This is a genomic window from Ensifer adhaerens, assembly GCF_013283195.1.
Lineage (GTDB): Bacteria > Pseudomonadota > Alphaproteobacteria > Rhizobiales > Rhizobiaceae > Ensifer > Ensifer adhaerens_G.
This window is the reverse complement of sequence record NZ_JABEKT010000005.1, coordinates 1-24,088: the sequence shown is the minus strand read 5'-3', so window position 1 is coordinate 24,088 and position 24,088 is coordinate 1. Positions and strand designations below refer to the sequence as shown.

Sequence of the window (24,088 nt, the reverse complement as noted above, 5' to 3'; positions counted from 1 at the left end):
GGACGATCGGGCAGGGATGTCAAGAGGCGGGCCGCGGCCACAACAGCGCATCCAAGGCAGCTACAGCGGGTTCTGCCGATGGCACCCCAGCTGACAAGCGTTCGGTCAAGCCTCCGGCTGCGGTTGGTAATGCAGGATGACGACACCGGACTTGAGCGGCCGCGCGTGGGTGAGCTTTAGAGTGGTGCGCTTTGGCAGGGATTTGAAGAGCGGGACGCCGCCGCCAAGCAACACCGGGTTGATGCCGAGGCGATACTCGTCGACGAGGCCTCTTTCCACCAGCCCCGCGGCAAAATCCGCGCTGCCGAAGATGAAGATGGTGCCGCCGTCCAGCGCCTTCAGGCGTTCGACTTCGGCGACGGCATCGCCGGAAACCAGCGTGGTGTTGTGCCAATCGGCACGCGTCAATGAACGGGAGAAGACGTATTTCTCGGCGCCGTTCATGTAGGTGGCGATATCGCCCTCGGCCGCTGGCCAATAGGATGCCATCATTTCGTAGGTCACTCGGCCGAACAGCAGCGTATCGCCTTCACGCTGGGTCTCGCCGATGTAGGCGGCGAGCTCGTCCTCGAAGACGAACCAGCTGATGTCATGGCCCGGGGCCTCGAAGAAACCATCGACACTGACCATGTCCCACATGATGACCTTCCGCATTGTCATTGCTCCCGTTTTCGCTCGCCGCCGGTTGCGGACCATTTGCCGATAATTAATCCTCGCAATACTGGTTCAATTTTGCAAGTGGTTTTGTTGTTGTATCGGATATCGCCCGCCGTCGACGGGCCTTTCATGTATCGGCTGGCAGGGAAGCAAAGTGCGCGGGAAGCAGATTTTGGGCGATCGAAACCGTCGCCCCACAGCCTTCGCAACGCTTGCTGGAAATCGGTTGCGTGATCGCACGGCCGGACAGATCTGAAAGCGGCCATCCCGGATGACGTGCGCGACGGGGTGGGACGAAGCCCGGGCGGTCCAACCCGAGCTTCAATCTGTCCTATCTCTGCGCGTCGACGATCAGGATCATCGGCCGTTCCATCTCTTCTGCAAGAGCTGGATTGGCGTCGATCTGGGCTGTCGTCGGGTGCCACTCCTCGACGTGACGGATGGAAAAACCGCCGCGCACCAGGGCGTTAAGCGTGGTGCCGATCGTGCGGTGGTATTTGATCACGCCCTTGGCCAGCCAGTCCGTCGTGCGCCGACCCTCGACGGAATAGTGATCCACCGGCCAGCGCTTCTGCCCGTCTTCGCCGACCTGCCAGCCAGGGTTCAGCGATGCCATGTAGATCGGGTGTTCGATGGTGAAGACCAGGTGGGACCCGGGGATCAGCGCATCGTGGATCGCCCGGACCAGCCGGTCGAAATCCTCGACATAGTGGAAGGCGAGCGAGCTATAGGCGACGTCGAAGGCGCCGGCCTCGAGCGCCAGTTGGTCGAGATCGGCGATGCCGTATTCAATTGCCGGATCGGACGTGTCGCGCCGGGCGCGGGCAATCATATTTTCCGACAGGTCGAGGCCGAGAACGCGATCGGCCCCCTGCTCGCCGGCGAAGCGCGAGAACCAGCCGAAGCCACAGCCGAGATCGACCACGCGCTTGCCCGCCAGATCCGGCAGGGCGGCGCGGATCGACGGCCATTCGGCCGCGCCATCCAGACCATGCACGGATCGACCGAGCTGGCTGTAGCCTTCGAAAAATTCCGGTTTGTCGTAGATATTCTGTGCCATTTCATTCTCCATCAAAAATGCCGATGGACGGCGCACCCGTCAAAAGAAGAACCCCGTCCGTTTCCGGCGAGGCTGCAGGTGCGCGAACGCTCTCTTATCAGCGTGCTCTATCGCCCTGCATCCCGCCTGTTGGGATGCCGGCCGAACGCGCAACGATATGGACGTCATGTTCGCACATGGGCCCGATATCGCCCGATCCGGCAATCCAGTCAAGGTTCGCATCTGCCGCAAAGAGCTTAACGCCGGGGCGAGGGTATCAATCGAGATATTCCAACGGATATAACGCTGTGCCATAGTCGCGCCGAACCATCGTCCGCACCTCGAACAAGAGGCTTCACCATGATCAGTTACTTCGCCGGCGCCGTCGGCGCCTTTCTTGCCCTGATACCGCTTGCGGCTGAGGCGAAACCCTTCACGGATGCTGCCGGACGCACGGTCGAGCTTCCCGATCATATCGGCAAGGTGCTGGCGGCCGGTCCGCCGGCGTCGGTGCTGATCTATGCGATTGCTCCGGAAAAACTGGCGGGCTGGGTGCGCGAGCCGAAGGAGGACGAAAAGCCCTACCTGATCGAGGCGGTGCGCGGCTTGCCGACCTATGGCCGGCTGACCGGCAAGGGAGGGACGGCGAACATCGAGGCGGTGCTAGCCGCCAAGCCCGACATCATCATCGATGTCGGCACGGTGGACGCGACCTATGCCTCGCTTGCCGACAAGGTGCAGAGCCAGACCGGAATTCCCTATGTCCTGATCGACGGTTCCTTCGGCAAGAGCGCCGAGACCCTGCGCAGCCTCGGCGTCATGCTCGGCGCTGAAGAGCGGGGCGACAAGTTAGCCGACTATGCCGACGAGACACTGAAGGAACTCGCAGCGACCATGGCGGCGGTGCCCGCCGACAAGCGCCCGCGGGTCTATTATGGCCGCGGTCCCGATGGTTTGGAGACCGGTCTTGCCGGCTCGATCAATCTGGAAATTCTCGAATCTGCCGGTGCCGTCAACGTCGCTGCCGCCGCCGGAAAAGGCAGTCTGACCCAAGTTTCGTCGGAACAGGTGCTCGCTTGGAACCCGGAGGTGATCATCGCGGCAAGCCCGAAGTTTGCCGCGTCGGTTGCAGCCGATCCGGTGTGGAGCAAGGTCCAGGCGGTCGGGAAGGGGCAGGTGTTCAGCGCGCCGTCGCTGCCGTTCGGCTGGTTCGATTCACCGCCCGGCATCAATCGCCTGATCGGTATCCGCTGGCTCGAGGCACTGCTTTACGGCGATATCTACCAGGGGGACCTGAAAGCCGAGACGCGCGAATTCTACAAGCTGTTCTACCAGGTGGATCTTGATGATGCGCAATTGGCGACGCTGCTCAAAGGCGCTCTGCCGGAAGCGGAATGACAGGAAAAGCAATGACAAGGCGAATGCTGTCGAGGCGCCGATTGGCCGGCTCGGGATTTCTGCTTGCGTTCGCCGGCCTGCTGGCGCTCGCCGTCCTGTCCATGACAGTCGGCAAGTTCGACGCCGGGCTGGCGGATCTGCTCGCCCAGATCAGGGCAATGCTTGGCGGTGCGCCGGCGGATGAAACGGTGGCAACGGTCTTCTGGAACATCCGCCTGCCGCGGGTGGTCGCCGGTCTCGCCGTCGGCGCCGCTCTTGCGGCGGCCGGTGCAACCTATCAGGGCCTGTTTCGCAATCCGCTGGTCTCGCCGGATATTCTCGGCGTTTCCGCCGGCGCCAGTTTCGGCGCGGTGATCGGCATCTTCCTGTCTCTGCCTGTCGGCATCATCCAGTTGATGAGTTTTGCCGGCGGGCTGATTGCCGTGTTCTCGGTCTATGCGGTTGCCGCAGCGATCCGCAACCGCGATCCGGTGCTGGTTCTCGTGCTTGCGGGCATCGCGGTCGGTGCGCTTGTCGGTGCCGGCATATCGCTGATCAAGATCCTCGCCGATCCCTACGATCAGCTGCCGGCCATCACCTATTGGCTGCTCGGCAGCCTGGCATCGGTCACGTCGGGCGATATCATCTCCATCCTACCGGCGCTTGTCGTCGGCATCGTCACGCTCTTTCTCCTGCGCTGGCGAATGAATGTCATGACGCTGGGCGAAGAGGAGGCGAAGGCGCTGGGTATCGATACCGGCCGCCTGCGCGTGGTGCTGGTGCTTGCGGCAACGCTCATCACGGCTGCAGCCGTTTCGATCACCGGCATCATCGGGTGGATCGGTCTCGTTATTCCGCATGTGGCGCGCCTCATCGTCGGTCCGGATTTCGTCCGGCTCCTGCCGATTTCGATGGCGCTCGGCGCCGCCTACCTGCTCGTTGCCGACATCTTGGCGCGCAGCATCGCGCTGATCGAGGTGCCGCTCGGTATCCTGACGGCGACCGTCGGTGCCCCGTTCTTTCTCTTCCTGCTCGCGTCAGGGCGAAGGGGCTGGCAATGAGGCTCGAGGTCGACCGGATCGCCTTTGGCTATGGCAGCCGCCTTGTCGGCCAGGACATCAGCTTCACGCTCGAAGAAAACGAAGTCTTGGTGCTGTTCGGACCGAACGGCGCCGGCAAGACGACGCTGTTCAAGACCTTGCTCGGGTTTGTTCCCTTAAGGGCCGGAACGATCCGGCTGGACGGCCAGCCGATCGGCGCCTGGTCCGGCCGCGAGCGGGCATCGCGCATCGCCTATGTGCCGCAGGCCCATGCAGCGCTTTTTCCCTTCACGGTGGAAGATCTGGTGCTGATGGGCCGCGCGCCGCATGTCGGCCTGTTTGCAACGCCCGGCCTCCGTGACCGCGACGTGGCCGCCGCCACTCTGGAGCGGCTCGGCATCGGCCACCTGGCAGGCCGCGCCTATACCGAAATCAGCGGCGGCGAGCGCCAGATCGCGCTGATCGCCCGGGCGCTGGCACAGGAACCGTCGATCCTGGTGATGGATGAGCCGACGGCGAGCCTCGACTACGGCCACCAGATGCGGGTGCTCGACCGGGTGCGCGAGCTTGCGGGCGAGGGCGTCTCGATCGTCTTGTCGACCCACAATCCCGACCACGCCTTTCGGGTGGCCGACCGGGTGGCGCTGGTGTTCCAATCGAGGCTTGCGGCACTCGGAACACCGGAAGCCGTGCTGACGGCAGACACGCTCAAGCAACTTTATGACATCGATGTGGTGATCGGCACGCTTGCCGGCAGCGACGCACGCCTCTGCGCACCACGAAACAAGACCTGACGGAAAGAAGGCCACATGGTTCGGGAAAATGAAATCCGGGAAAACGAAGTCTCGATCACGCCGCCCGAGGTAAACGATGCGGGCCTGACCTTCATCGGCCGCATTTCGACGCCGTGGGTCTCACGGCTTGGCTGCCCGCGACAGGGGCGCCATGACGGGCCGATCTGCCGGATCGAGATCTTTGCGCCCTGGGTCGAGGCGCTGAAAGGCGTCGAACGCTTCGAACGGCTGGAGATCCTCTATTGGCTCGACCGGTCTCGCCGCGACCTCGTGTTGCAGAGCCCGGCCAACAATGGCGAGACGCACGGCACCTTTGCCCTGCGTTCGCCGGTGCGGCCGAACCCGATCGGCACCTCGATCGTCCAGCTGGAAGCGGTCGAAGGCAATGTGCTGCTGGTGCGCGGGCTCGACTGCCTCGACGGCACGCCGCTCATCGACCTGAAGCCCGACCGCACGCTGTTCAAGCCGATCGCGCCGCCGCAGCCGGGAGACTTCGAGACCGGTGACAATGGCACCGCACACTACTGCAAGAAGGCGTGAGCGTTCAGTCGATCGCGACCATAACGTCGGACGCCTTGATGACGGCATAGGCGTCATCGCCGGCCTTGAGGCCGAGTTCATCGACGGCCTCGTTGGTGATCGAAGCCGTCACGATGGCCCCGGCGCCGAGATCGATGCGCACATGCGCGGTGGTCGCCCCTTTGACGACGTCGACGATCTTGCCCTTGAAGCGATTGCGCGCGCTGATTTTCATGCCGGCTTCCTCCGCTTGGAGGGGGAGGTTAGGCGGCGCAGGCGCATCGGTCAAATGGTGGTGCGCGACGATTGTCGCGCACCACGTATCGATCAGGCCAGGTCTGCCTGCGCGGCCGCAGCGAAGAAATCTTCGGGATCTTCGACCTCGACGAGCTTGCGTTTCTCGATCAGCCAGAAACGATCGCCGACGTTGCGCACGAAGCTGCGGTCGTGCGACACCAGCAGGCAGCTGACCTCGTTCTTCATCAACTCGTCTTCGAGCGCCTCCTGACCCTCGATGTCGAGATGGTTGGTCGGCTCGTCGAGCAGGTAGAAGTTCGGCTCGCGCAGACGCAGCACCAGCATCGCCAGGCGCGCCTTCTGGCCACCGGAGAGCCGACCGACCGGCTTGTCCTGCATGTCGATGCCGACACCGGCGCCGGCAAGCAGCGAGCGCACTTTCGGGTCGCTCAGCGAGAAACGGCGGGAGAGGGCTGCAAGCGGCGTCTCCTTGTCCGAAAGACCCGCAAGCGCCTGGTCGCTGTAACCGAGCACCAGGGAAGGCGTGGCCTTCAGCGTTTCGGGCGCACGCGCCGGCTCTTCGATCGCTGTGCGGATCAAGTTGACCAGCCGTGTCTTGCCGGCGCCGTTCTCGCCGAGCAGGACGATGCGGTCACCCTGGCAGATCCAGCGCTTTCCCGTGCGGAAAAGCGGGGTACCGTCGGGCGTTTCCACCTGGACATCGTCGAGCGTCACCAGGATTTTCGCGTGCGTGCCGCGATTGGTGAGCCGGATTCCTCCGGCGGAACGTTCCTGATGGGCTGGCTTGGCGGCGTCTTCCAGCCGGTCGGCGCGCTGGCGCAGCTGCTTGGTCTTGATCGTCAGGAGATCGCTGCCGGAATTGATGCCGATATTGTTGAGCTTGGCCGCCTGCCGCCTGAGTTGCTGCGCCACCTTCATGTCGCGCTGGTAGCGCCGCTCTTCCGAGGCGTCGAGTTCGTCGATCGCATCGCGCGCTCGCGAATAGGGCAGTGCAAAAACAGGCGATTGCTCCGGGCGCAGGAACAGCGTGCGGTTGGTGGTAGCGTCGAGGAAGGCGCGGTCGTGGCTAGCGATCAGCACCGGCACGTCGCGCGGAAGCGCGTTCAACCAGGCTTCGAGTCTTGCAATCTTGGCGAGATCGAGGTGGTTTGTCGGCTCGTCGAGCAGCAGCGCATCGGGATCGGTCACCCAGACGCGCGCCAGCAGCGCCAGCCGCTGCCAGCCGCCGCTCAACTCGGCGACCGCACGCTCACGAAGGGCTTCGGGCACGTCGAGCTGGTCGAGCACGATATCGACGCGCCAGCTCTCGCTGTCCGCCTGTTCGGCCGACAGCGCCGACAGCACCGCCTCATGGAACGATAGAGGCAAAAGCTCTGCCGGCACGTTTTGCTCGACATGGCCGACGGTCAGGCCGCGCGAGCGGGTGATCTCGCCCGCCGTCGGTTCGAAGCTGCCGCCGATCGCCCGGAGCAGGGTGGATTTGCCCCGGCCGTTTGCGGCGACGATGCCGACACGATCGCCGGCCGCGACCGAAAGGTTGAGATTGGAGAAGAGCGACGTGCTGAGGGTGACGTCGAGGTTACGGATGTTGATCAAGGCCATGTTAATTCTCTGGACTGCGCGAGCGACGGCAGACATCCACGGGCGGCAAGACTTCTGCCGAGTTGGGCGGAATGTCGGACCCGATGCACGATATCATGCAGTGTTCGGGCCGCGTCGGCTCGGTATGGAAAACGGCGCGGGCGTTCAAACCGAAACGGTTTTCAGCCGCACCACACTGGGGCAGACCAGGGATAAGGTTCGCGAAGACGCGAAGCGATTGTACCGGTCAGCCCTGCAAACGCATCTGCAGGGCGTTGACGGGGCCACGCTGGCGGTGGTGCCGGAAAAATGTCATCACAACGCAGCCCTCCTTTCACAATCGAGTTGCAGCGCGTGTTTACCATCGGTGCGAGCAGCTTTCAAGGGGACGCGTCGGTCCTGCCGACCTGAAGCGCGCGCCGATTGCAAACCGGCACCCCCCTACATATCCACGCCGAGGAACTTGAACGGTTCTGCCTGCTTGAAATCGCCGGTCGCATCGCCCGAGTAGGTATGGTCCTGGTTTTCTCCGAGATCGAGCTTCATGACCTTGCCGGTCGCTTCCGAGAAGTCGATCTTGTTCAGGTCGACCCAGAAGGTGTTCGGGGTCAGTGCAGACTCGAAGAAATAGAGCTTGCGCTTGTGATCGACCACGGTTCGCCAGCGGGTGGAGGAGATGTTCGGCTCTTCCGGAGTGTTGAGGCCATAGGGCACGGAGACGTTGCGGATGACGCTGAAGACGCTAGCAATCGCCCGGTTGGCATCCTCTTCCTTCGGGATTGCGTTGACGTAGAAGGACGCCCGCGCGAAGCGGTCGGCAGCGCGGTTCGTTCCCGGCAGCATGACGGTGCCGCCGATCTGCTTCCAGTAGCTGTTGAGCGCGAGCTGCTGGTCGAAGGTCGGCGAGTTGGTCATGACCTGGTACTTGCGATCGTGATGGATCACCTGCTTGCCGCCGATATATTCGACGATCGCGCTGTCGCCGCTGCGATCGGAGATCGACAGGTGCAACGTCGCCAGCCGGTTTTCGCCGGGCACGTTGTCGGTGACGATGGTGAAGGGCTCTTTTTCGAGCGCGGCCACGGCCTCTTCCACCGTCGCAAAGCTATCGAGCACATATTGTGCCCAGGCGGCGATCGTCAGACCCGGCTTGTTATCGTCCAGTTTCGGATATTCGGATTCCACCAGCCAGAGAAGGTTGGCGTTGAGGCCCGCTTCGTTGACGCCGTCGGTTGTCGAAACGTCGTATCCCGTTGCGACGACGCTGCCAAATTTCGCCGTCCACTTGAAGGAGTTGGGACCGGTCTGACCGTTGCGCTCGATGCCACGGGGCAGCACCCAGAGATTGGTCGCGACGTCGCTCTTCCAGTCCATCGAGCGCGCGGTGATGATGGTATCATCAGGGCCGAGATAGACGAGCCGCGTGCATGCCTCTGCTGGCACCTGGGCAAGGACAAGCAACGACGCGAGGAGGGTAGAACTCAGTGCCCGTGCGGTGCGAATTGCCTTGATGGTCATGGCTTCACTCCTTGTGCGGATAGCGATCGGTCTAGAACACCATCGAGAAACCGAGCACGGGTCCATGCTCATTGACATCCCAGCGGAACGTGTTGGCGCCGGTGAAGTCGTCGTTCTCGTAGTCCTGATAGAGCATGCGATAGCCTCCGCGCAGGATCGTCGGGTGTCCGAGCATTTCGGTTCTATAGCCGAGATAGGTCTGGGCGTTGACGCTCAGCCTGGAGCCGACGTCGAAGCCGCCGACATCGACCTCGCCGACCAGGTTCCAGCGCTCGTCGAGGTCGCCGTTGAATCGGACCCCGACGAACGGATCTGTCCAGTTGGCGCTCTTGGTCGCGTTGAGGCCGAAGGCGGACACGTCGGCTTCGAGCTTGGTCCAGCGCAGGCCGACGGTCGGCTCGATCGAAAAGGTGCGGGGGTTGCCGAATACCGTGTCGCCGCCAAGCTCGTCTTCATAGACCTTGTAGAACAGACCTGCTGCAAGCCAGGTCATGCGGATATCGAGGCCGATCTCGTGGGCTTGCACCTGCTCATCCTGGCTGGTGCGCACATACTGGCCGTCGAAGTAGACACCCCATTGTCCGTTGGTCAGCTCGATGTTGCCCATGGCCGCGAGATCGAGATGCTCCAAAGTGTCGGAGAAGGGGACATCGACATCAGTGTCGAAGCCGGCAAGCGAGGCGTTTCCCTTCAGGCTCGCCGCCCAGACATAGGGGCTGACGATCACCGTCCAATCACGCTCCGGCGCCATGCGCTGCGTGTCGAAATCGGCGGCCGGCGCGGCGGCAGATGTGACGACGAGGGCGGCTGTTGCGAGAAAGACCCGGCGCGCGTGTCGCGCGGCGGCATGGCTAAGCGATGGCGGCATCAGCGGACCCTCTCCGAAGATGGTGGCAGCCTAGCGGGTGATGCTGCAATTTCAAGTCGTAAATGCGCGTCGGCCGCTTGATCATCGACCATCCGGCGTTGCTGACCTTACGTGCCCGTCCGGCCTTATTCCTGCCTTCTTGCCATTGCGCCCCGCCCCCCGATCCGCTAAGAGACGCCGCGACTTTCCGCTCCCCGAAGCGGTGATTGGCCGATGTCCGAGAAGTCTCCCAAGCTTTTTGACCGTCGGGCGCCGACGGGGGCGCTTTCCTGTCACGCGCTCACGCGCAAACATTCGGTACCGGTAGAGGCGAAATGGCACGCATCGTGATGAAATTCGGCGGAACTTCCGTCGCTGATTTGGACCGCATTCACAACGTTGCCCGCCATGTGAAACGTGAAGTCGATGCCGGCCATGAGGTCGCAGTCGTCGTTTCCGCCATGTCCGGCAAGACCAACGAACTGGTTGGCTGGGTGCAGAACATGCCCAAGGTCGCCGGCAGCAACGCGCCGTTCTACGATGCGCGCGAATATGATGCCATCGTTGCCTCGGGCGAACAGGTGACCTCGGGGCTTCTCGCGATCGCGCTGCAGTCGATGGGCATCAATGCGCGCTCCTGGCAGGGCTGGCAGATCCCGATCCGCACCGACAACGCCCACGGCGCCGCGCGCATCCTCGACATCGAGGGTGCCGAAATCATCCGCCGCATGGGCGAGGGCCAGGTGGCCGTGGTCGCCGGCTTCCAGGGGCTTGGCCCGGACAACCGGCTGGCGACGCTCGGTCGCGGCGGCTCCGACACCTCGGCGGTTGCAATTGCAGCAGCCGTCAAGGCCGACCGTTGCGACATCTATACCGACGTCGATGGCGTCTACACCACCGACCCGCGCATCGAGCCGAAGGCGCGGCGTCTGAAAAAGATCGCGTTCGAGGAAATGCTGGAAATGGCATCGCTCGGCGCCAAGGTGCTGCAGGTGCGCTCGGTCGAGCTTGCCATGGTGCACAAGGTCCGCACCTTCGTGCGTTCGTCTTTCGAGGATCCCGATGCGCCGGGCATGGGTGACCTTCTCAATCCGCCCGGCACGCTGATTTGTGATGAGGAAGAAATCGTGGAACAGGAAGTCGTAACCGGCATTGCCTATGCCAAGGATGAAGCCCAGATTTCGCTGCGCCGTCTTGCCGACAGGCCGGGCGTTTCCGCGGCGATCTTCGGGCCGCTGGCCGAAGCCCATATCAATGTCGACATGATCGTCCAGAACATCTCGGAAGATGGTTCGAAGACCGATATGACCTTCACGGTTCCTTCCGGCGACGTCGACAAGGCGCTGCGCGTGCTCGGCGACAACAAGGACAAGATCGGCTACGACGTGATCCAGTCGGAAGCAGGCCTGGTCAAGGTCTCGGTCATCGGCATCGGCATGCGCAGCCACGCCGGTGTTGCCGCCTCGGCCTTCCGGGCGCTGGCCGACAAGGGCATCAACATCAAGGCGATCACCACGTCGGAAATCAAGATCTCGATCCTGATCGACGGACCCTATGCCGAATTGGCAGTTCGCACTTTGCATTCCGCCTACGGTCTCGATAAGAGTTAATTCTGAGATGACTGATTTGGGATTCGCAGCGGTTTTGGCTGCGAATTCTACCGCCGTCGTCGTCTACTCTTTTTCGGGGGACCCCACGCGATGAGAGACCTTTCCGCAGGTCCGCGCGTTCTCCTCAAGCGGTTGCGCGAACTGATGGCGGAACCGCTCGAGCCACAGGAGCGCCTTGACCGGATCGTGCGCCAGATCGCACAGAACATGGTCGCGGAAGTGTGTTCGGTCTATGTGCTGCGTTCCGACGGGGTGCTCGAACTCTACGCGACCGAAGGTCTGAACAAGACCGCCGTCCACCTGGCGCAATTGAAGATGGGGCAGGGCCTCGTCGGCACCATTGCCGCGTCCGCGCGTCCGCTCAACCTGTCCGACGCCCAGGCGCATCCAGCCTTTACCTACCTGCCGGAGACCGGCGAAGAGATCTACCACTCGTTCCTCGGTGTGCCGATCCTGCGCACCGGCCGCGCGCTCGGCGTTCTCGTCGTGCAGAACAAGGCGCAGCGCAACTACCGGGAAGACGAGGTCGAGGCGCTCGAAACGACCGCCATGGTTCTGGCCGAAATGGTCGCGACCGGCGAGTTGAAGAAGATCACCAAGCCCGGCCTCGAACTCGACCTGTCCCGCCCTGTCTCGATCGACGGCAACAGCTACGGCGAAGGCATCGGCCTTGGCTATGTCGTGCTGCACGAGCCGAGGATCGTGGTCACCAATCTTCTGAACGAGGATACGGACCAGGAACTGCAACGGCTGGCCGAAGCTCTGGGGTCGCTCAGGATCTCGATCGACGACATGCTGTCGCGTCGCGAAGTGTCGATGGAGGGCGAGCACCGCGCGGTGCTCGAGACCTACCGCATGTTTGCCCATGACCGCGGCTGGGTGCGGAAGCTCGAAGAGGCGATTCGCAACGGCCTGACGGCCGAAGCTGCCGTCGAGCGGGTCCAGAGCGAGACGAAGGCGCGGATGATTCGGCTGACGGATCCCTATTTGCGCGAGCGCATGCACGATTTCGACGATCTCGCCAACCGGTTGCTGCGCCAGCTTTCGGGCTATGGTGCGAAGCTTTCGGCGAGCGATTTCCCGACCGATGCAGTGGTCGTCGCCCGTGCGATGGGGGCTGCCGAACTTCTGGACTACCCGCGCGAAAACGTTCGCGGCCTGGTGCTTGAAGAGGGTGCGGTCACCAGCCACGTGGTCATCGTTGCCCGTGCCATGGGCATTCCCGTGGTCGGCCAGGCGGCTGGAGCCGTTGCGCTTGCGGAAAATCGCGATGCCGTCATCATCGATGGCGACGATGCCAAGGTGCACCTGCGGCCCTTGGCCGATCTGCAGCGCGCCTACGAGGAAAAAGTCCGCTTCCGGGCTCGCCGCCAGGCGCAGTTCCGGGCACTTCGGGATGTCGAGCCGCTCACCAAGGACGGCAAGCGCATCACGTTGCAGATGAATGCCGGGCTTCTGGTCGACCTGCCGCATCTCAACGAAGCGGGGGCGGAGGGCATCGGCCTCTTCCGCACCGAACTGCAGTTCATGATCGCCTCGACCATGCCGAAGGCGGAAGAACAGGAAGCCTTCTATCGCAGCGTCCTGAAGCAGACCGGCGGTAAGCCGGTAACGTTCCGCACGCTCGATATCGGCGGCGACAAGGTGGTTCCGTATTTCCGCGCGGCGGAAGAGGAAAATCCGGCGCTCGGATGGCGGGCGATCCGTCTTTCGCTTGACCGGCCAGGCCTGTTGCGCACCCAGCTTCGCGCCATGCTGCGTGCAGCGGCCGGCCTCGAGCTGAAATTGATGCTGCCGATGGTGACCGAGGTCTCGGAGCTGAAGGAAGCCCGCGAACTCCTGCAAAAGGAAATCGAGCGCCAGTCGAAACTTGGCGAACAGCTTCCGCGCAAGCTGCAGTTCGGCGCCATGCTGGAAGTGCCGGCGCTGTTGTGGCAGCTCGACGAGTTGATGAGCGAAGTGGACTTCGTTTCGGTCGGTTCGAACGATCTGTTCCAGTTCGCCATGGCGGTCGATCGCGGCAATGCCCGCGTCTCCGACCGTTTCGACGTGCTGGGCCGCCCCTTCCTCCGCATCCTGCGCGATATCGTGCGCGGCGGCGAGCGCCATCAGACGCCGGTGACCCTGTGTGGCGAAATGGCAAGCAAGCCGTTGTCTGCAATGGCGCTGCTCGGCCTCGGCTACCGCTCGGTGTCGATGTCGCCGACGGCAGTCGGTCCGATCAAGGCGATGCTCCTGGCCCTCGACGCGACCAAGCTCGGCGAGGTGCTGAACGCGGCGCTCGACGATACGCGCGACCATACGCCGGTTCGCCAGATCCTCATCGATTTTGCTGCGACAAACGGCATCCCGGTTTAGATAGATTTGAAGCGCTTTTGTCCTCGTCCGAGCTATGATCCGGGCGAGGCGAAGTGCATTTGGAGTGACACTTGGCAAAGCTTCCCATTGAGAAAATGCGCGAACTGGAACGACGGTTCGGCGAGATCGAGGCCCGCATGTCAGCGGGACCGGCAGCCGACGTCTATGTGAAGCTGGCGTCGGAATATTCCGAACTGCAGCCGGTGGTGACAAAGATTCGCGCCTACGAGAAGGCGACCGGCGAGCTTGCCGATATCAACGCGATGTTGGCCGACAGGACGACCGACAAGGACATGCGCGACCTGGCGGAAATGGAAAGGCCCGACGTCCTGGAGGCGATCGAACAGTTGGAGCAGGAGATCCAGATCCTGCTCTTGCCGAAGGATGCTGCGGACGAAAAGAGCGCGATCCTCGAAATCCGTGCGGGAACCGGCGGTTCCGAGGCGGCGCTGTTTGCCGGCGACCTGTTCCGGATGTACGAGCGCTACGCGGCAGGCAAGGGATGGAAGGTCGAAGTGCTCTCGTCGAGCGAAGGCGAAGCGGGCGGTTTCAAGGAAATCATCGCCACCGTTTCCGGGCGTGGCGTGTTCGCGCGGCTGAAGTTCGAGTCCGGCGTTCACCGCGTTCAGCGCGTGCCGGAAACCGAGGCGAGCGGTCGCATCCACACATCGGCGGCGACCGTTGCCGTGTTGCCGGAAGCCGAGGAGATCGACATCGAGGTTCGCCCCGAAGACATCCGCATCGATACCATGCGCTCGTCGGGCGCGGGCGGGCAGCACGTCAACACGACGGACTCTGCGGTGCGCATCACCCATCTTCCGACCGGCCTCGTCGTCACGAGCTCGGAAAAGTCGCAGCACCAGAACCGCGCCAAGGCGATGCAGGTCCTGCGGTCCCGGCTCTATGACATGGAGCGCCAGCGCGCGGATAGCGAGCGTTCGGCTGATCGCAAGAGCCAGGTGGGCTCCGGCGACCGCTCGGAGCGTATCCGCACCTACAACTTTCCGCAGGGCCGCATCACCGATCACCGCATCAACCTGACGCTCTACAAGCTCGACCGGATGATGATGGGCGAGATCGACGAGGTGGTCGATGCGTTGTTGGCCGACTACCAGGCGAGCCAGCTGGCGCTGCTTGGCGAGCAGCGGGGCTGATCGCGATGACGGCCACGCTCGCGCGCCTCGTGTCGGAAAGCCGGGACCGCCTGACGGCGGCCGGCATCGAGCATGCGGCGCTCGATGCGCGCCATCTGGTCTCGGGCCTGCTCGGACTGTCGCTGACGGATGTCGTGACCCGCGGCCGGGATACGGTTTCCGAGGCCGATGCCGTCAGGGTGCGGGCGGCCGTGGAGCGACGGGCGGCCCGTGAACCGGTCTACCGCATTCTCGGGGAACGGGAGTTCTTTGGCCTGCCGCTCAAACTGTCGCGGGAAACGCTGGAGCCGCGGCCGGATACGGAAACGCTCGTCGATCGCATGATCCCGTATCTGCGCCAATCCGTTGCGGCGAAGGGGAGCTGCCGGCTCCTCGATCTCGGCACGGGCACCGGGGCGATCTGCCTGGCCCTGCTGGCGAGCGTTCTTGAAGCCCGAGGCACGGCAACCGATATATCGCGGGACGCGTTGGCGACGGCGAGCGCAAATGCCGAGGCGCTTGGGCTTTCAGATCGCTTCGAGGCCCTGCGCAGCAACTGGTTCGAACATGTGGAGGGCCGGTTCGACGCGATCGTCTCAAATCCGCCTTATATACGGTCCAGTGTGGTCGCAGAGCTTGAGCCGGAAGTGCGATTGCACGATCCAGCCGCAGCGCTCGATGGCGGAGACGACGGCCTTGATGCCTATCGTGCCATCGCCCTTCAGGCCGGTCATCATCTTGAGACAAACGGCGTGATAGGCTTGGAAATCGGTTTCGATCAGAAAGAGGCGGTTACGGCATTGTTTAATGCCGAGAACTTCCGTTTGCGCGAAGAAGCCAAGGATCTGGGCGGCAACGACCGGGTGCTGATCTTCGGGCGTAGCTTCGACCGTTGAAAAAATGCTGCACTGGCGCATCTTCTTTCTTGCAGACGCAAAGAAAGGGCTTGGAATCCCAGAGGAAGCGGGCTAGTTTGCCCGCGCACTGGGCAGATGGTCATGGACCTAAGATTCGTTCCGGTATGACCTGGCCACGGGGATTGCTCTCAAGAAAGAGTTGCTAGGGTTCAACAGTGCCTTGTGCAGGTACCTGTTAATTTGACGCCAGTCGGCGCCGAAGCCGCCAATGTGCGGGCTCACCGGCGCGCGGCCTGTCGGGCGCGGACTTATCCGGCCGGAAGACGAAACCACATGATCATCATTATCAAGAGAATTCGGGTGAATGTACTATGAGGCCAGGACAGCAAAACAAGCGCGGCCGCGGGCGGAATAACAACAATAATAACAACAACAATAACAACAACGGAAATAACAACAATCATAACCGCAAGGGATCCAATCCCCTGACACGGACCTATGATAGTTCGGGTCCGGACGTGAAGATTCGCGGCACCGCGCAGCATATCGCCGAGAAATACTCGGCACTGGCTCGTGACGCGCAGAGTTCTGGCGACCGTGTCATCGCTGAAAACTATCTCCAGCACGCCGAGCATTACAACCGCATTATCGCAGCCGCGCAGGCGCAGATGCAGGACCGCTTCCAGCGCGAAGAGCGCCAGGACTTCCGCGGACAGGATGGCAACGACCAGGACCAGGATCAGGATCAGGACGATCTGGATCAGGGCTATGCCGACGAAGCGCCGGCCCAGGTTGCAGCCGCTCCGGCTCCCGTGGTGGTCGTCGAGCAGCAGCCGGTGATCGACGGTTCGGGCCCGCAGCCCGTCATCGAAGGCACGCCGGCCGAAGTCGCCATGGAAGAAGAGACGCCAGCGGCGTCCGGTCGTGCGGCCTCGCGTCGCCGCAGCGCACCGCGCCCGCGCCGTCCGCGCCGCAGTGCAACGGATGAAGCTGCCGGCGAAGGCGAAGCTTCTGGCGAAGCGCCTCCGGAAGCTCCGGCACTGGCCGCGTCCGAGTAAGTTTTCGCAGGGCCGTATGCGGCCCGGAAAAAGCAGATATCAAAAGCCCGGTCCGCCTTGCGGCCGGGTTTTTTGTTGCCCGGGTTATCGGGCGGCGGCTGAAGCCTGCTGGAGCCGCCCGCTTTCAAGTGGCATCACCGAAGGCGGACAAGATGCTTTGGAAAGAGAGTGCGAGAGCGTTGTTCCGAACGCCCGGCGCTCTCGCATCAGGTACCCTCGTGATCGCTCAAACGCCGCTTCAGTGTGCCGTAATCAGGCGCTGATCCCGTTGACGATCAAGGCTGCGAGATTGGCAGCCGCATTCTCCTCGGTCGCTCGGCCACGGACAAACTCGCGGGCAATCGTTTCCGCAGCACCGGCAAGGCCCGCGCAGCGCAGGCGCAGATCGTCCTTGGAAAGATTGGCGAAGGGGCCGACGGCGGCGCCTATGAGCGCGACATAGTCGTCGGCGAGTTCCTGCTGAACGCGATCCATCTCGGCATTGCCACGCAGCGCGCTCGACATAGCCTGCCATTCCGCACCATTTTCCGAGGCGCAGCCGATGTAAACGGAGCCGATGGTGCGGGCGACGGATGACAGATCGGATGGTGTCTCCTGCAACGCCTTCTTCAACTTTTCGGTATGGCGCTCCTCGATCTCGCGCGAAAGCGCGATCAGCAGCCCCTCGCGGGTGCCGAAGTGCTCGTAGGCGATCGGTTTGCTGACGCCGGCGCGCTCGGCAAGGTGGCCCAAGGTGAGGGCGTCGGCGCCGCATTCCCGCAGGATCTCCTTGGAGGTTTCAAGGAGCTGGGCACGCCGTTCGGGCTTGGCAAGTTTCCTGATTGCCGTCTTTGCCATCGGCTGCTCTCCTCGGGTCGTCCACGCTGCTGCATGTTTCCTTAAATCCTATTCGATTCAAGGATAAAACATGCAGCAATTCAAAGTGCTGCAGGGCCTTTGCGCGTCTGATAAGACGCGCGGCGCTGTAGGCGATAAAATATCGAGATCTCTTGACGCAGCGGATTCGCTACTTATCTACCAATGGTAACTTACTAATGGTAGGTTGGCAAAAATGCCGACCTCGTTCCCGTCTAGGAGATATGAACATGTCGAGCAAGTTCTCACCCGTGCTGATCATTGGCGGTTCGGGCGTCGTCGGATCGCAGGCGGCCAGGGCGATCCGCAGGCTGTATCCCGATCTGCCGCTGGCAATCGGCGGTCGAGATCTTGTCCGGGCGCAAGCGGTGGCCAGCGAGCTCAGTGGAGCAACCGGTGTGCGGATCGATCTCGAGCGCGCCGATCTCGGTCTCCCCGACAATGCCGGTTTCAGCGCCGTGGTCATCTTCGTCAAGGACGAGAGGCTGACTTCGATGCGTTACGCGCAGCAGAAGGGCATCCCCTATGTCAGCGTTTCCAGCGGAACGTTCGAGATCGGGCCGGAGGTTGCGCAATATATCCATGCGCCGGACAAGGCGCCGATCCTGCTTGCCAGTCATTGGCTGGCCGGAGCCGCGATCTTCCCCGTGCTTGACGCTCTCTCGTCTTACAGGACCGTCGATGCGATCCGCATCGGCGTGCTTCTCGACGAGGAGGATATGGGCGGGCCGGCGGCTCTTGCCGACTACAATCGCATCACCGGGACTGCACCGGCCTCGCTCACGGTCAAGGACGGCAAGCTGCATTGGGTGAGCGGCCAGGAGGCGAGTGCGCGTTACACCAGCGTCGATGGCTTCGAACTTGATGCGGCCGCCTACTCGCCCTTCGACGTCATGGCGCTGGCTGCCAAGACCGGTGCAAAGGAGATCCGCCTGGACCTCGCCTACAGCGTTTCCGCCAGCCGGAGGCGCGGCGAACCTTTTTCGACGGAGATCATGCTCGAAATCGAAGGGACGTCGAAAGACGGAGAGCGCCTCGCCCGCAAGCATGAGATTGTCCACCCCCAAGGACAGGCGCCGCTGACGGCGCTTGGCGTCGCACTTGCGGTCGAGCGCATGCTCGGTCTTGATGGCGGCGCGGCGCCCAAGGCGGGTCTCTACCTTCCGGAGGTCCTGATCGAGCCGGCATACTACGTCTCTCGCATGAAGGAGTTCGGCACGTCGTTCGTTGATCACTGATGCATCTGCCACTGCCGAGGCGCGTTCGTTCGACGCGTCGAGGTGACGCGTGACCTCCATCTGCAAACGACCACGCATCGCAAAGATGCGTGGTCGTTTTCGTCACGGACGAGATTTCCTAATTGCGACATGCAATCAGCCCTTTAATTTCCAAAACCGCTGCCCCATATTCGCTACGGACGTGTTGATCCCGCGCAAGGTGTGGATCGATGCCCAATGACAGGTTCGCCGAATGAGGGAGCCTGATCCTGAAACACCAGCGGGTGCCGCGTGACGGGCCCGATGGGCTATGGAGGTAAAGTATGAATATCGAGAAATACTCCGAACGTGTGCGCGGTTTCCTGCAATCGGCGCAGACCTATGCGCTGGCGCAGGGACACCAGCAGTTCACGCCCGAGCATGTGCTGAAAGTGCTGCTTGACGACGACCAGGGTATGGCCGCTTCGCTGATCGAGCGGGCGGGTGGCGACGTGCGCGAAGCACGCGCCGGCAACGATGCAGCGCTCGCAAAACTGCCGAAGGTTTCCGGCGGCAACGGTTCCGTCTATTTGTCGCAGCCGCTCGCGCGCGTCTTTTCGAGCGCTGAAGAGGCGGCCAAGAAGGCCGGCGACAGCTTCGTCACCGTCGAGCGCCTGCTGCTGGCACTGGCGATCGAAAGCACGGCCGCCACCGCCGATATCCTGAAGAAGGCCGGCGTGACGCCGACCAAGCTCAACCAGGTCATCAACGACATTCGCAAGGGCCGCACGGCCGACAGCGCCAATGCCGAGCAGGGCTTCGACAGCCTGAAGAAGTATGCCCGAGACCTGACGGCCGATGCGCGCGAAGGCAAGCTCGACCCGGTGATCGGCCGTGACGACGAAATCCGTCGCACGATCCAGGTGCTTTCGCGCCGGACCAAGAACAATCCTGTCCTGATCGGTGAGCCCGGCGTCGGCAAGACGGCGATCGCCGAGGGCCTGGCGCTGCGCATCGTCAATGGCGACGTGCCGGAAAGCCTCAAGGACAAGCAGCTGATGGCGCTCGACATGGGCGCGTTGATCGCAGGCGCGAAGTTCCGCGGCGAGTTCGAAGAGCGGCTGAAGGCCGTGCTCAACGAAGTGCAGGCGGAAAACGGCGAGATCATCCTGTTCATCGACGAAATGCACACGCTGGTCGGTGCCGGCAAGGCGGAAGGGGCGATGGACGCCTCCAACCTCCTGAAGCCCGCGCTCGCGCGTGGCGAGCTGCATTGCGTCGGCGCGACGACGCTCGACGAATACCGCAAGCATGTCGAAAAGGACGCAGCGCTTGCCCGGCGCTTCCAGCCTGTCATGGTCGAGGAGCCGACGGTCGAGGACACGATCTCGATCCTGCGTGGCCTCAAGGAAAAGTACGAGCAGCATCACAAGGTGCGGATCTCCGATTCCGCGCTGGTTGCTGCCGCGACGCTGTCCAACCGCTACATCACCGATCGGTTCCTGCCGGACAAGGCGATCGACCTGATGGACGAAGCTGCCTCGCGGTTGCGCATGCAGGTGGATTCGAAGCCCGAGGAGCTTGACGAACTCGACCGGCGCATCATGCAGCTGAAGATCGAGCGGGAAGCCCTGAAGAAGGAAACGGACGCTTCGTCTAAGGACCGGCTGGAGAAGCTCGAGCTTGACGTCGTCTCGCTCGAAGAGCAGGCATCGGCGCTGACGGCCCGCTGGCAGTCGGAAAAGCAGAAGCTTGGCCGCGCCGCCGACCTCAAGAAGCAGCTCGAGGAAGCCCGCAACGAACTGGCGATCGTCCAGCGCAAGGGTGAATTCCAGCGCGCCGGTGAGTTGACTTACGGCGTCATCCCGAAGCTCGAGAAGGAGCTTGCCGATGCTGAAAGCCAGGAAAACGCCAACGCCAATCCGATGGTGCAGGAGGTCGTGACCCCCGACAACATCGCCCATATCGTTTCGCGCTGGACCGGGATCCCGGTCGACAAGATGCTGGAAGGCGAACGCGACAAGCTGCTTCGTATGGAAGACGAGCTGGCGAAATGGGTCGTTGGTCAGGGCGATGCCGTCCAGGCGGTATCGCGTGCCGTTCGCCGCGCCCGTGCCGGCCTGCAGGATCCGAACCGGCCGATCGGCTCGTTCATCTTCCTCGGTCCGACCGGGGTCGGCAAGACCGAGTTGACCAAGGCGCTTGCGCGCTTCCTGTTCGACGACGAGACCGCGCTTCTGCGTATCGACATGTCGGAATACATGGAGAAGCACTCGGTCGCCCGGCTGATCGGTGCACCTCCGGGCTATGTCGGCTACGAGGAAGGTGGCGCGCTGACCGAATCCGTCCGCCGCCGGCCCTATCAGGTCGTGCTGTTCGACGAAATCGAGAAGGCGCATCCGGATGTCTTCAACGTGCTCCTGCAGGTGCTTGATGACGGCCGCCTGACCGATGGTCAGGGCCGCACCGTCGACTTCCGCAACACGATGATCATCATGACCTCGAACCTCGGTGCCGAGTATCTGGTCAGTCTGGGTGAAAACGAAGACAGCGATGTGGTTCGCGACCAGGTGATGGACGTCGTCAAGTCGGCCTTCCGGCCGGAGTTCCTGAACCGCGTCGACGAGATCATCCTGTTCCACAGGCTTCGTCGCTCTGAAATGGGCGCGATCGTCGATATCCAGCTGGCACGGCTGCTCAAGCTCTTGTCCGAACGCAAGATCTCGCTGGAGCTGGAGGACGATGCAAGGGCGTTTCTGGCCGACAAGGGTTACGATCCGGCCTACGGCGCTCGCCCGCTGAAGCGAGCGATCCAGAAGTATCTTCAGGACCCGCTCGCCGAGAAGATCCTCCAGGGCGAGTTCCCGGATGGATCGACCATCAAGGTTCTGGCCGGCTCCGACCGGCTGAACTTCAAGGGCGGGGCGCGTTCGGAAAAAGAAGCCGCCTAACCGCAGAAACTGGAAAAGGCCGCCTTTCGGGGCGGCCTTTTGCGTTCATGCATCGCAAATGGAGGCATCAGCCGCCAACCGGCAGAAGTCACCGCCAGATTGTGCGGGCTACTTGCTGGCGACTTCGCTGCCGTTGCCGTCCTTGTTCAGCAACTCGTCGATGCGGTCCCGTTCCTTTTCGAACTTCGCAAGTGCATCGCCGTCGAGCGATTTGCCGCCTGGCAGGCGGATGCGCAGCGGATCGACCTTGTTGCCGTTGACGATCAACTCGTAATGCAGGTGCGGACCGGTCGAAAGGCCTGTTGTGCCGACCCAGCCGATCACCTGACCCTGGACGACTTTTGCGCCGGCCTTGACGGTCTTGGCGATCGCGCTCTGGTGGTTGTAGGACGAGACATAACCGTTGGCGTGGCGGATCAGCGTCTGGTTACCGTATCCGCCGGAATCCCAGCCGGCTTTCTCCACCGTGCCGTTACCGGCAGCGATGATCGGCGTGCCACGGGGGGCTGCCCAATCGACGCCGGTGTGCATACGCGAGAAGCCGAGGATCGGGTGGCGGCGCATGCCGAAGCCGGAGCGGAAATGGCCGTTCGGCACGGGGTTGCGCAGCAGGAACTGCCGGATGCTCTTGCCTTCGCTGTTGAAGTAGTCGATCGAATTGTCGTCCGGGTCCTGGAAGCGGTAGAAGGTCGTTTCGGCATCACCGAACTTCGCCTTGACGTAAAGCAGTTCGGACTCCGCCGTCGCCATGCCGCGATCGTCGGTGACCGAGAAGAAGGCTTCGAGCGAATCCGTTGGCTTCAGCTGCGCCTGGAAGTCGACGTTGCTGGCGAGCAGCTTGACGACGAGCCCGACCATGTCGGCGTTCATGCCGTAGGACAGGGCTGCGCGGTAGATACCATCATAGACGCGCGGCAGATCGTGGGTGCTGGTGATCGTCGGCGTGCCGTTGTCGTCGAAGGCGGTCGCGACCGCATCGAGCCTCGGCGGTTCGGCGCCGGGTACGAAACGGCCGCCGTCGTCGACGGCCATCGTCAGCACATGGCGATTGCGCGAATAGATGGTGGCGCGAACGATGCGGGCTTCTTCGCCCTTTTGGATGATGCCGATGCGCAGCACGTCGCCGTCGTTCAATTCCTTGGCGCCGAGCGCGTCGCCGATATAGGAGGCGGCGTCTTCGGCCTGCGCCTTGGCGTAGCCGGCATTGACCATGGCGGTCGCGATACCGGTCTTGCGGCGCACCGGAATGATATCGTCGGCGTATTCGGTGCTTTGTTCGTTGATGCTCTCGTAGGCAGCATCACTCTTGTTCTGTTCGACGATGCGTGCCGTCAGGCCCTGCAAAAGGTCGAGGCCGTCGCTATCGGAAGCGAAACGCTGCGGATCGACATAGAAGAGCGACGCGACCTGGGTGCTGCCTTCGGTCAAGACCGAACCGTTGGTGCGGACGTTCTCTTCGACCTCGTCGAGCGACATAGAACTGTCGAAAGTGAGGCTCGAGCCGTTGATCGGAAAATCCACCGTCTTCAGCGCCACCTCGGAATCGACGTTCGAGCCGTAGAGCGTGCCGGTGCGCGCGACCTGCGGTTCGGCATCGGCGTCGTCGGTGGAGAAGATCGCCAGCGGATCGAAGTCGGGATAGCTGTCGGAAACCTGGTGGTTGGCGGCAAGCGCCATCTTGACGTGAACGAAGGGCTGCTTGCGTACCACTTCCTTCTCGCCGTCATGGATCATCGTCGAGACTTCCATGACGGTCTTGTCGGCCGGCTTGGCAACGATGTTGGGAGAAAGGATACGGTCGCCGCGCTTGGCGGTGACGGGGGCGTTGCCGCCGTTCGATGCGTCGAGTGCGGCATAGGCTTCGGCCGGGATTGCCAGCTGCTGGCGACCGTCGAGCGCTGCGAAAAGGGCGACGCCCATAAGAAGACTGGAGGTGATACCTGTCAGGAAGGTGCCGGAAAGCCAGCGCAACGAAATCTCGCGCCTGTCCGGCGCGCGCCGGCCGTCCGCAAGGATCGGCGGTTGGTCGCCGAGCGACCGGACCATTTTCTTGTCGGTGATCATTCCGAGCTGGGGGCCCCTGATTTCTCTTGCCGTATTCTTGCAGGCGATACGTTGCGCGAAGATGTGCATCTTTCGCACACGGGAGTCAAATCCATGGGGAGGATAGGGGAGGGCAGTGCACACCCCTATATGCGTGCCCCCGCGTACCCCGTGCGCCCCCGTGTGACGCGCCGATAATCTCGCTTAGATCGGTGGATTGTGAAGAAGTAAGGGCCAAAATGTGTCTCCACAGGCCGTTCGGAGGCGTTCGAAAGTTTTTTTGAGGGAAAAAGCCCGCATTTGCTGGCTTTGTCAGAAATCTGTCATTTATTTTGAAATTGTCTGTTGACGTGTTCGAGGTGTGGGGTCTATAAGCCCGATCACTGAACGAGGGCGG

The 24,088-nt window shown here is 62.6% G+C and carries 19 protein-coding genes; 11 read left to right on the top strand and 8 right to left on the bottom strand.

Going from position 1 to position 24,088, the window contains the following annotated elements; genetic code table 11:
- Nucleotides 1-105 precede the first annotated feature (105 nt).
- Nucleotides 106-654 carry a dihydrofolate reductase family protein gene (locus LPJGGPFB_RS29345; RefSeq protein ID WP_173423480.1) on the bottom strand — a complete coding sequence of 183 codons (549 nt, stop codon included), beginning with the start codon at nucleotides 652-654 and terminating at the stop codon, nucleotides 106-108.
- A gap of 334 nt (nucleotides 655-988) precedes the next feature.
- Nucleotides 989-1,717: a class I SAM-dependent methyltransferase gene (locus LPJGGPFB_RS29340; RefSeq protein ID WP_173423479.1), complete on the bottom strand. Its 729-nt coding sequence runs from the start codon at nucleotides 1,715-1,717 to the stop codon at nucleotides 989-991.
- A gap of 339 nt (nucleotides 1,718-2,056) precedes the next feature.
- Here LPJGGPFB_RS29340 and LPJGGPFB_RS29335 point away from each other — a divergent pair, with 339 nt between their 5' ends.
- The 4 genes from LPJGGPFB_RS29335 to tsaA are packed head-to-tail and all read left to right on the top strand — an operon-like array spanning nucleotide 2,057 to nucleotide 5,447.
- Entirely contained in the window at nucleotides 2,057-3,094 is a 1,038-nt protein-coding gene (locus LPJGGPFB_RS29335) for an iron ABC transporter substrate-binding protein (RefSeq protein WP_173423478.1), read from the top strand.
- Between the two features lie 11 nt (nucleotides 3,095-3,105).
- Entirely contained in the window at nucleotides 3,106-4,134 is a 1,029-nt protein-coding gene (locus LPJGGPFB_RS29330) for a FecCD family ABC transporter permease (RefSeq protein WP_173423477.1), read from the top strand.
- A complete protein-coding gene (locus tag LPJGGPFB_RS29325; RefSeq protein WP_173423476.1) occupies nucleotides 4,131-4,907 on the top strand; it encodes an ABC transporter ATP-binding protein in 777 nt (258 codons plus the stop codon). Before LPJGGPFB_RS29330 ends, LPJGGPFB_RS29325 begins: the two co-directional genes overlap by 4 nt.
- Nucleotides 4,908-4,922: 15 nt before the next feature.
- On the top strand, nucleotides 4,923-5,447 hold the full coding sequence (gene tsaA / locus LPJGGPFB_RS29320; protein WP_173423475.1) for a tRNA (N6-threonylcarbamoyladenosine(37)-N6)-methyltransferase TrmO: 525 nt from the start codon (nucleotides 4,923-4,925) through the stop codon (nucleotides 5,445-5,447).
- A 4-nt stretch (nucleotides 5,448-5,451) separates the two neighbouring features.
- On the opposite strand, the gene LPJGGPFB_RS29315 is transcribed toward tsaA, so the two are convergent.
- The 4 genes from LPJGGPFB_RS29315 to LPJGGPFB_RS29300 all read right to left on the bottom strand — a co-directional run bounded on the left by LPJGGPFB_RS29315 (nucleotide 5,452) and on the right by LPJGGPFB_RS29300 (nucleotide 9,651).
- On the bottom strand, nucleotides 5,452-5,661 hold the full coding sequence (locus LPJGGPFB_RS29315) for a TOBE domain-containing protein (protein WP_173423474.1): 210 nt from the start codon (nucleotides 5,659-5,661) through the stop codon (nucleotides 5,452-5,454).
- Between the two features lie 92 nt (nucleotides 5,662-5,753).
- Nucleotides 5,754-7,286, bottom strand: a complete 1,533-nt coding sequence (locus LPJGGPFB_RS29310) for an ABC-F family ATP-binding cassette domain-containing protein (protein WP_173423473.1) — start codon at nucleotides 7,284-7,286, stop codon at nucleotides 5,754-5,756.
- Between the two features lie 420 nt (nucleotides 7,287-7,706).
- Nucleotides 7,707-8,783 carry a linear amide C-N hydrolase gene (locus tag LPJGGPFB_RS29305; protein WP_173423472.1) on the bottom strand — a complete coding sequence of 359 codons (1,077 nt, stop codon included), beginning with the start codon at nucleotides 8,781-8,783 and terminating at the stop codon, nucleotides 7,707-7,709.
- Between the two features lie 31 nt (nucleotides 8,784-8,814).
- On the bottom strand, nucleotides 8,815-9,651 hold the full coding sequence (locus LPJGGPFB_RS29300; protein ID WP_173423471.1) for a porin family protein: 837 nt from the start codon (nucleotides 9,649-9,651) through the stop codon (nucleotides 8,815-8,817).
- 314 nt (nucleotides 9,652-9,965) lie between these two features.
- Between LPJGGPFB_RS29300 and LPJGGPFB_RS29295 the strand changes: the two genes are divergently transcribed.
- The 5 genes from LPJGGPFB_RS29295 (at nucleotide 9,966) to LPJGGPFB_RS29275 (ending at nucleotide 16,646) form a co-directional block, all read left to right on the top strand.
- The gene (locus LPJGGPFB_RS29295; RefSeq protein ID WP_173423470.1) at nucleotides 9,966-11,240 is read left to right on the top strand and encodes an aspartate kinase; all 1,275 of its coding nucleotides are present in this window, start codon (nucleotides 9,966-9,968) and stop codon (nucleotides 11,238-11,240) included.
- A 90-nt stretch (nucleotides 11,241-11,330) separates the two neighbouring features.
- Nucleotides 11,331-13,598, top strand: coding sequence for a phosphoenolpyruvate--protein phosphotransferase (gene ptsP / locus LPJGGPFB_RS29290; RefSeq protein ID WP_173423469.1), 2,268 nt, complete (start codon nucleotides 11,331-11,333; stop codon nucleotides 13,596-13,598).
- Between the two features lie 71 nt (nucleotides 13,599-13,669).
- Nucleotides 13,670-14,752 (top strand): peptide chain release factor 1, encoded by a 1,083-nt coding sequence (gene prfA / locus LPJGGPFB_RS29285; RefSeq protein WP_173423468.1) that lies wholly within the window; start codon nucleotides 13,670-13,672, stop codon nucleotides 14,750-14,752.
- Nucleotides 14,753-14,757: 5 nt separating this feature from the next.
- Nucleotides 14,758-15,627 (top strand): peptide chain release factor N(5)-glutamine methyltransferase, encoded by an 870-nt coding sequence (prmC, locus tag LPJGGPFB_RS29280; RefSeq protein WP_173423467.1) that lies wholly within the window; start codon nucleotides 14,758-14,760, stop codon nucleotides 15,625-15,627.
- Nucleotides 15,628-15,959: 332 nt separating this feature from the next.
- A complete protein-coding gene (locus LPJGGPFB_RS29275; protein WP_173423466.1) occupies nucleotides 15,960-16,646 on the top strand; it encodes a DUF4167 domain-containing protein in 687 nt (228 codons plus the stop codon).
- Nucleotides 16,647-16,898: 252 nt separating this feature from the next.
- Here the strand turns inward: LPJGGPFB_RS29275 and LPJGGPFB_RS29270 are convergent, their stop codons facing one another.
- Nucleotides 16,899-17,483 carry a TetR/AcrR family transcriptional regulator gene (locus LPJGGPFB_RS29270; RefSeq protein ID WP_173423465.1) on the bottom strand — a complete coding sequence of 195 codons (585 nt, stop codon included), beginning with the start codon at nucleotides 17,481-17,483 and terminating at the stop codon, nucleotides 16,899-16,901.
- 248 nt (nucleotides 17,484-17,731) lie between these two features.
- Here LPJGGPFB_RS29270 and LPJGGPFB_RS29265 point away from each other — a divergent pair, with 248 nt between their 5' ends.
- Nucleotides 17,732-18,739 carry an NAD(P)-dependent oxidoreductase gene (locus tag LPJGGPFB_RS29265; RefSeq protein WP_173423464.1) on the top strand — a complete coding sequence of 336 codons (1,008 nt, stop codon included), beginning with the start codon at nucleotides 17,732-17,734 and terminating at the stop codon, nucleotides 18,737-18,739.
- Between the two features lie 302 nt (nucleotides 18,740-19,041).
- Complete coding sequence (gene clpB, locus LPJGGPFB_RS29260) at nucleotides 19,042-21,648, top strand: ATP-dependent chaperone ClpB (protein WP_173423463.1); 2,607 nt, start codon at nucleotides 19,042-19,044, stop codon at nucleotides 21,646-21,648.
- A 108-nt stretch (nucleotides 21,649-21,756) separates the two neighbouring features.
- Here the strand turns inward: clpB and LPJGGPFB_RS29255 are convergent, their stop codons facing one another.
- Nucleotides 21,757-23,712 carry a M23 family metallopeptidase gene (locus LPJGGPFB_RS29255; RefSeq protein WP_173423462.1) on the bottom strand — a complete coding sequence of 652 codons (1,956 nt, stop codon included), beginning with the start codon at nucleotides 23,710-23,712 and terminating at the stop codon, nucleotides 21,757-21,759.
- Nucleotides 23,713-24,088: the final 376 nt, after the last annotated feature.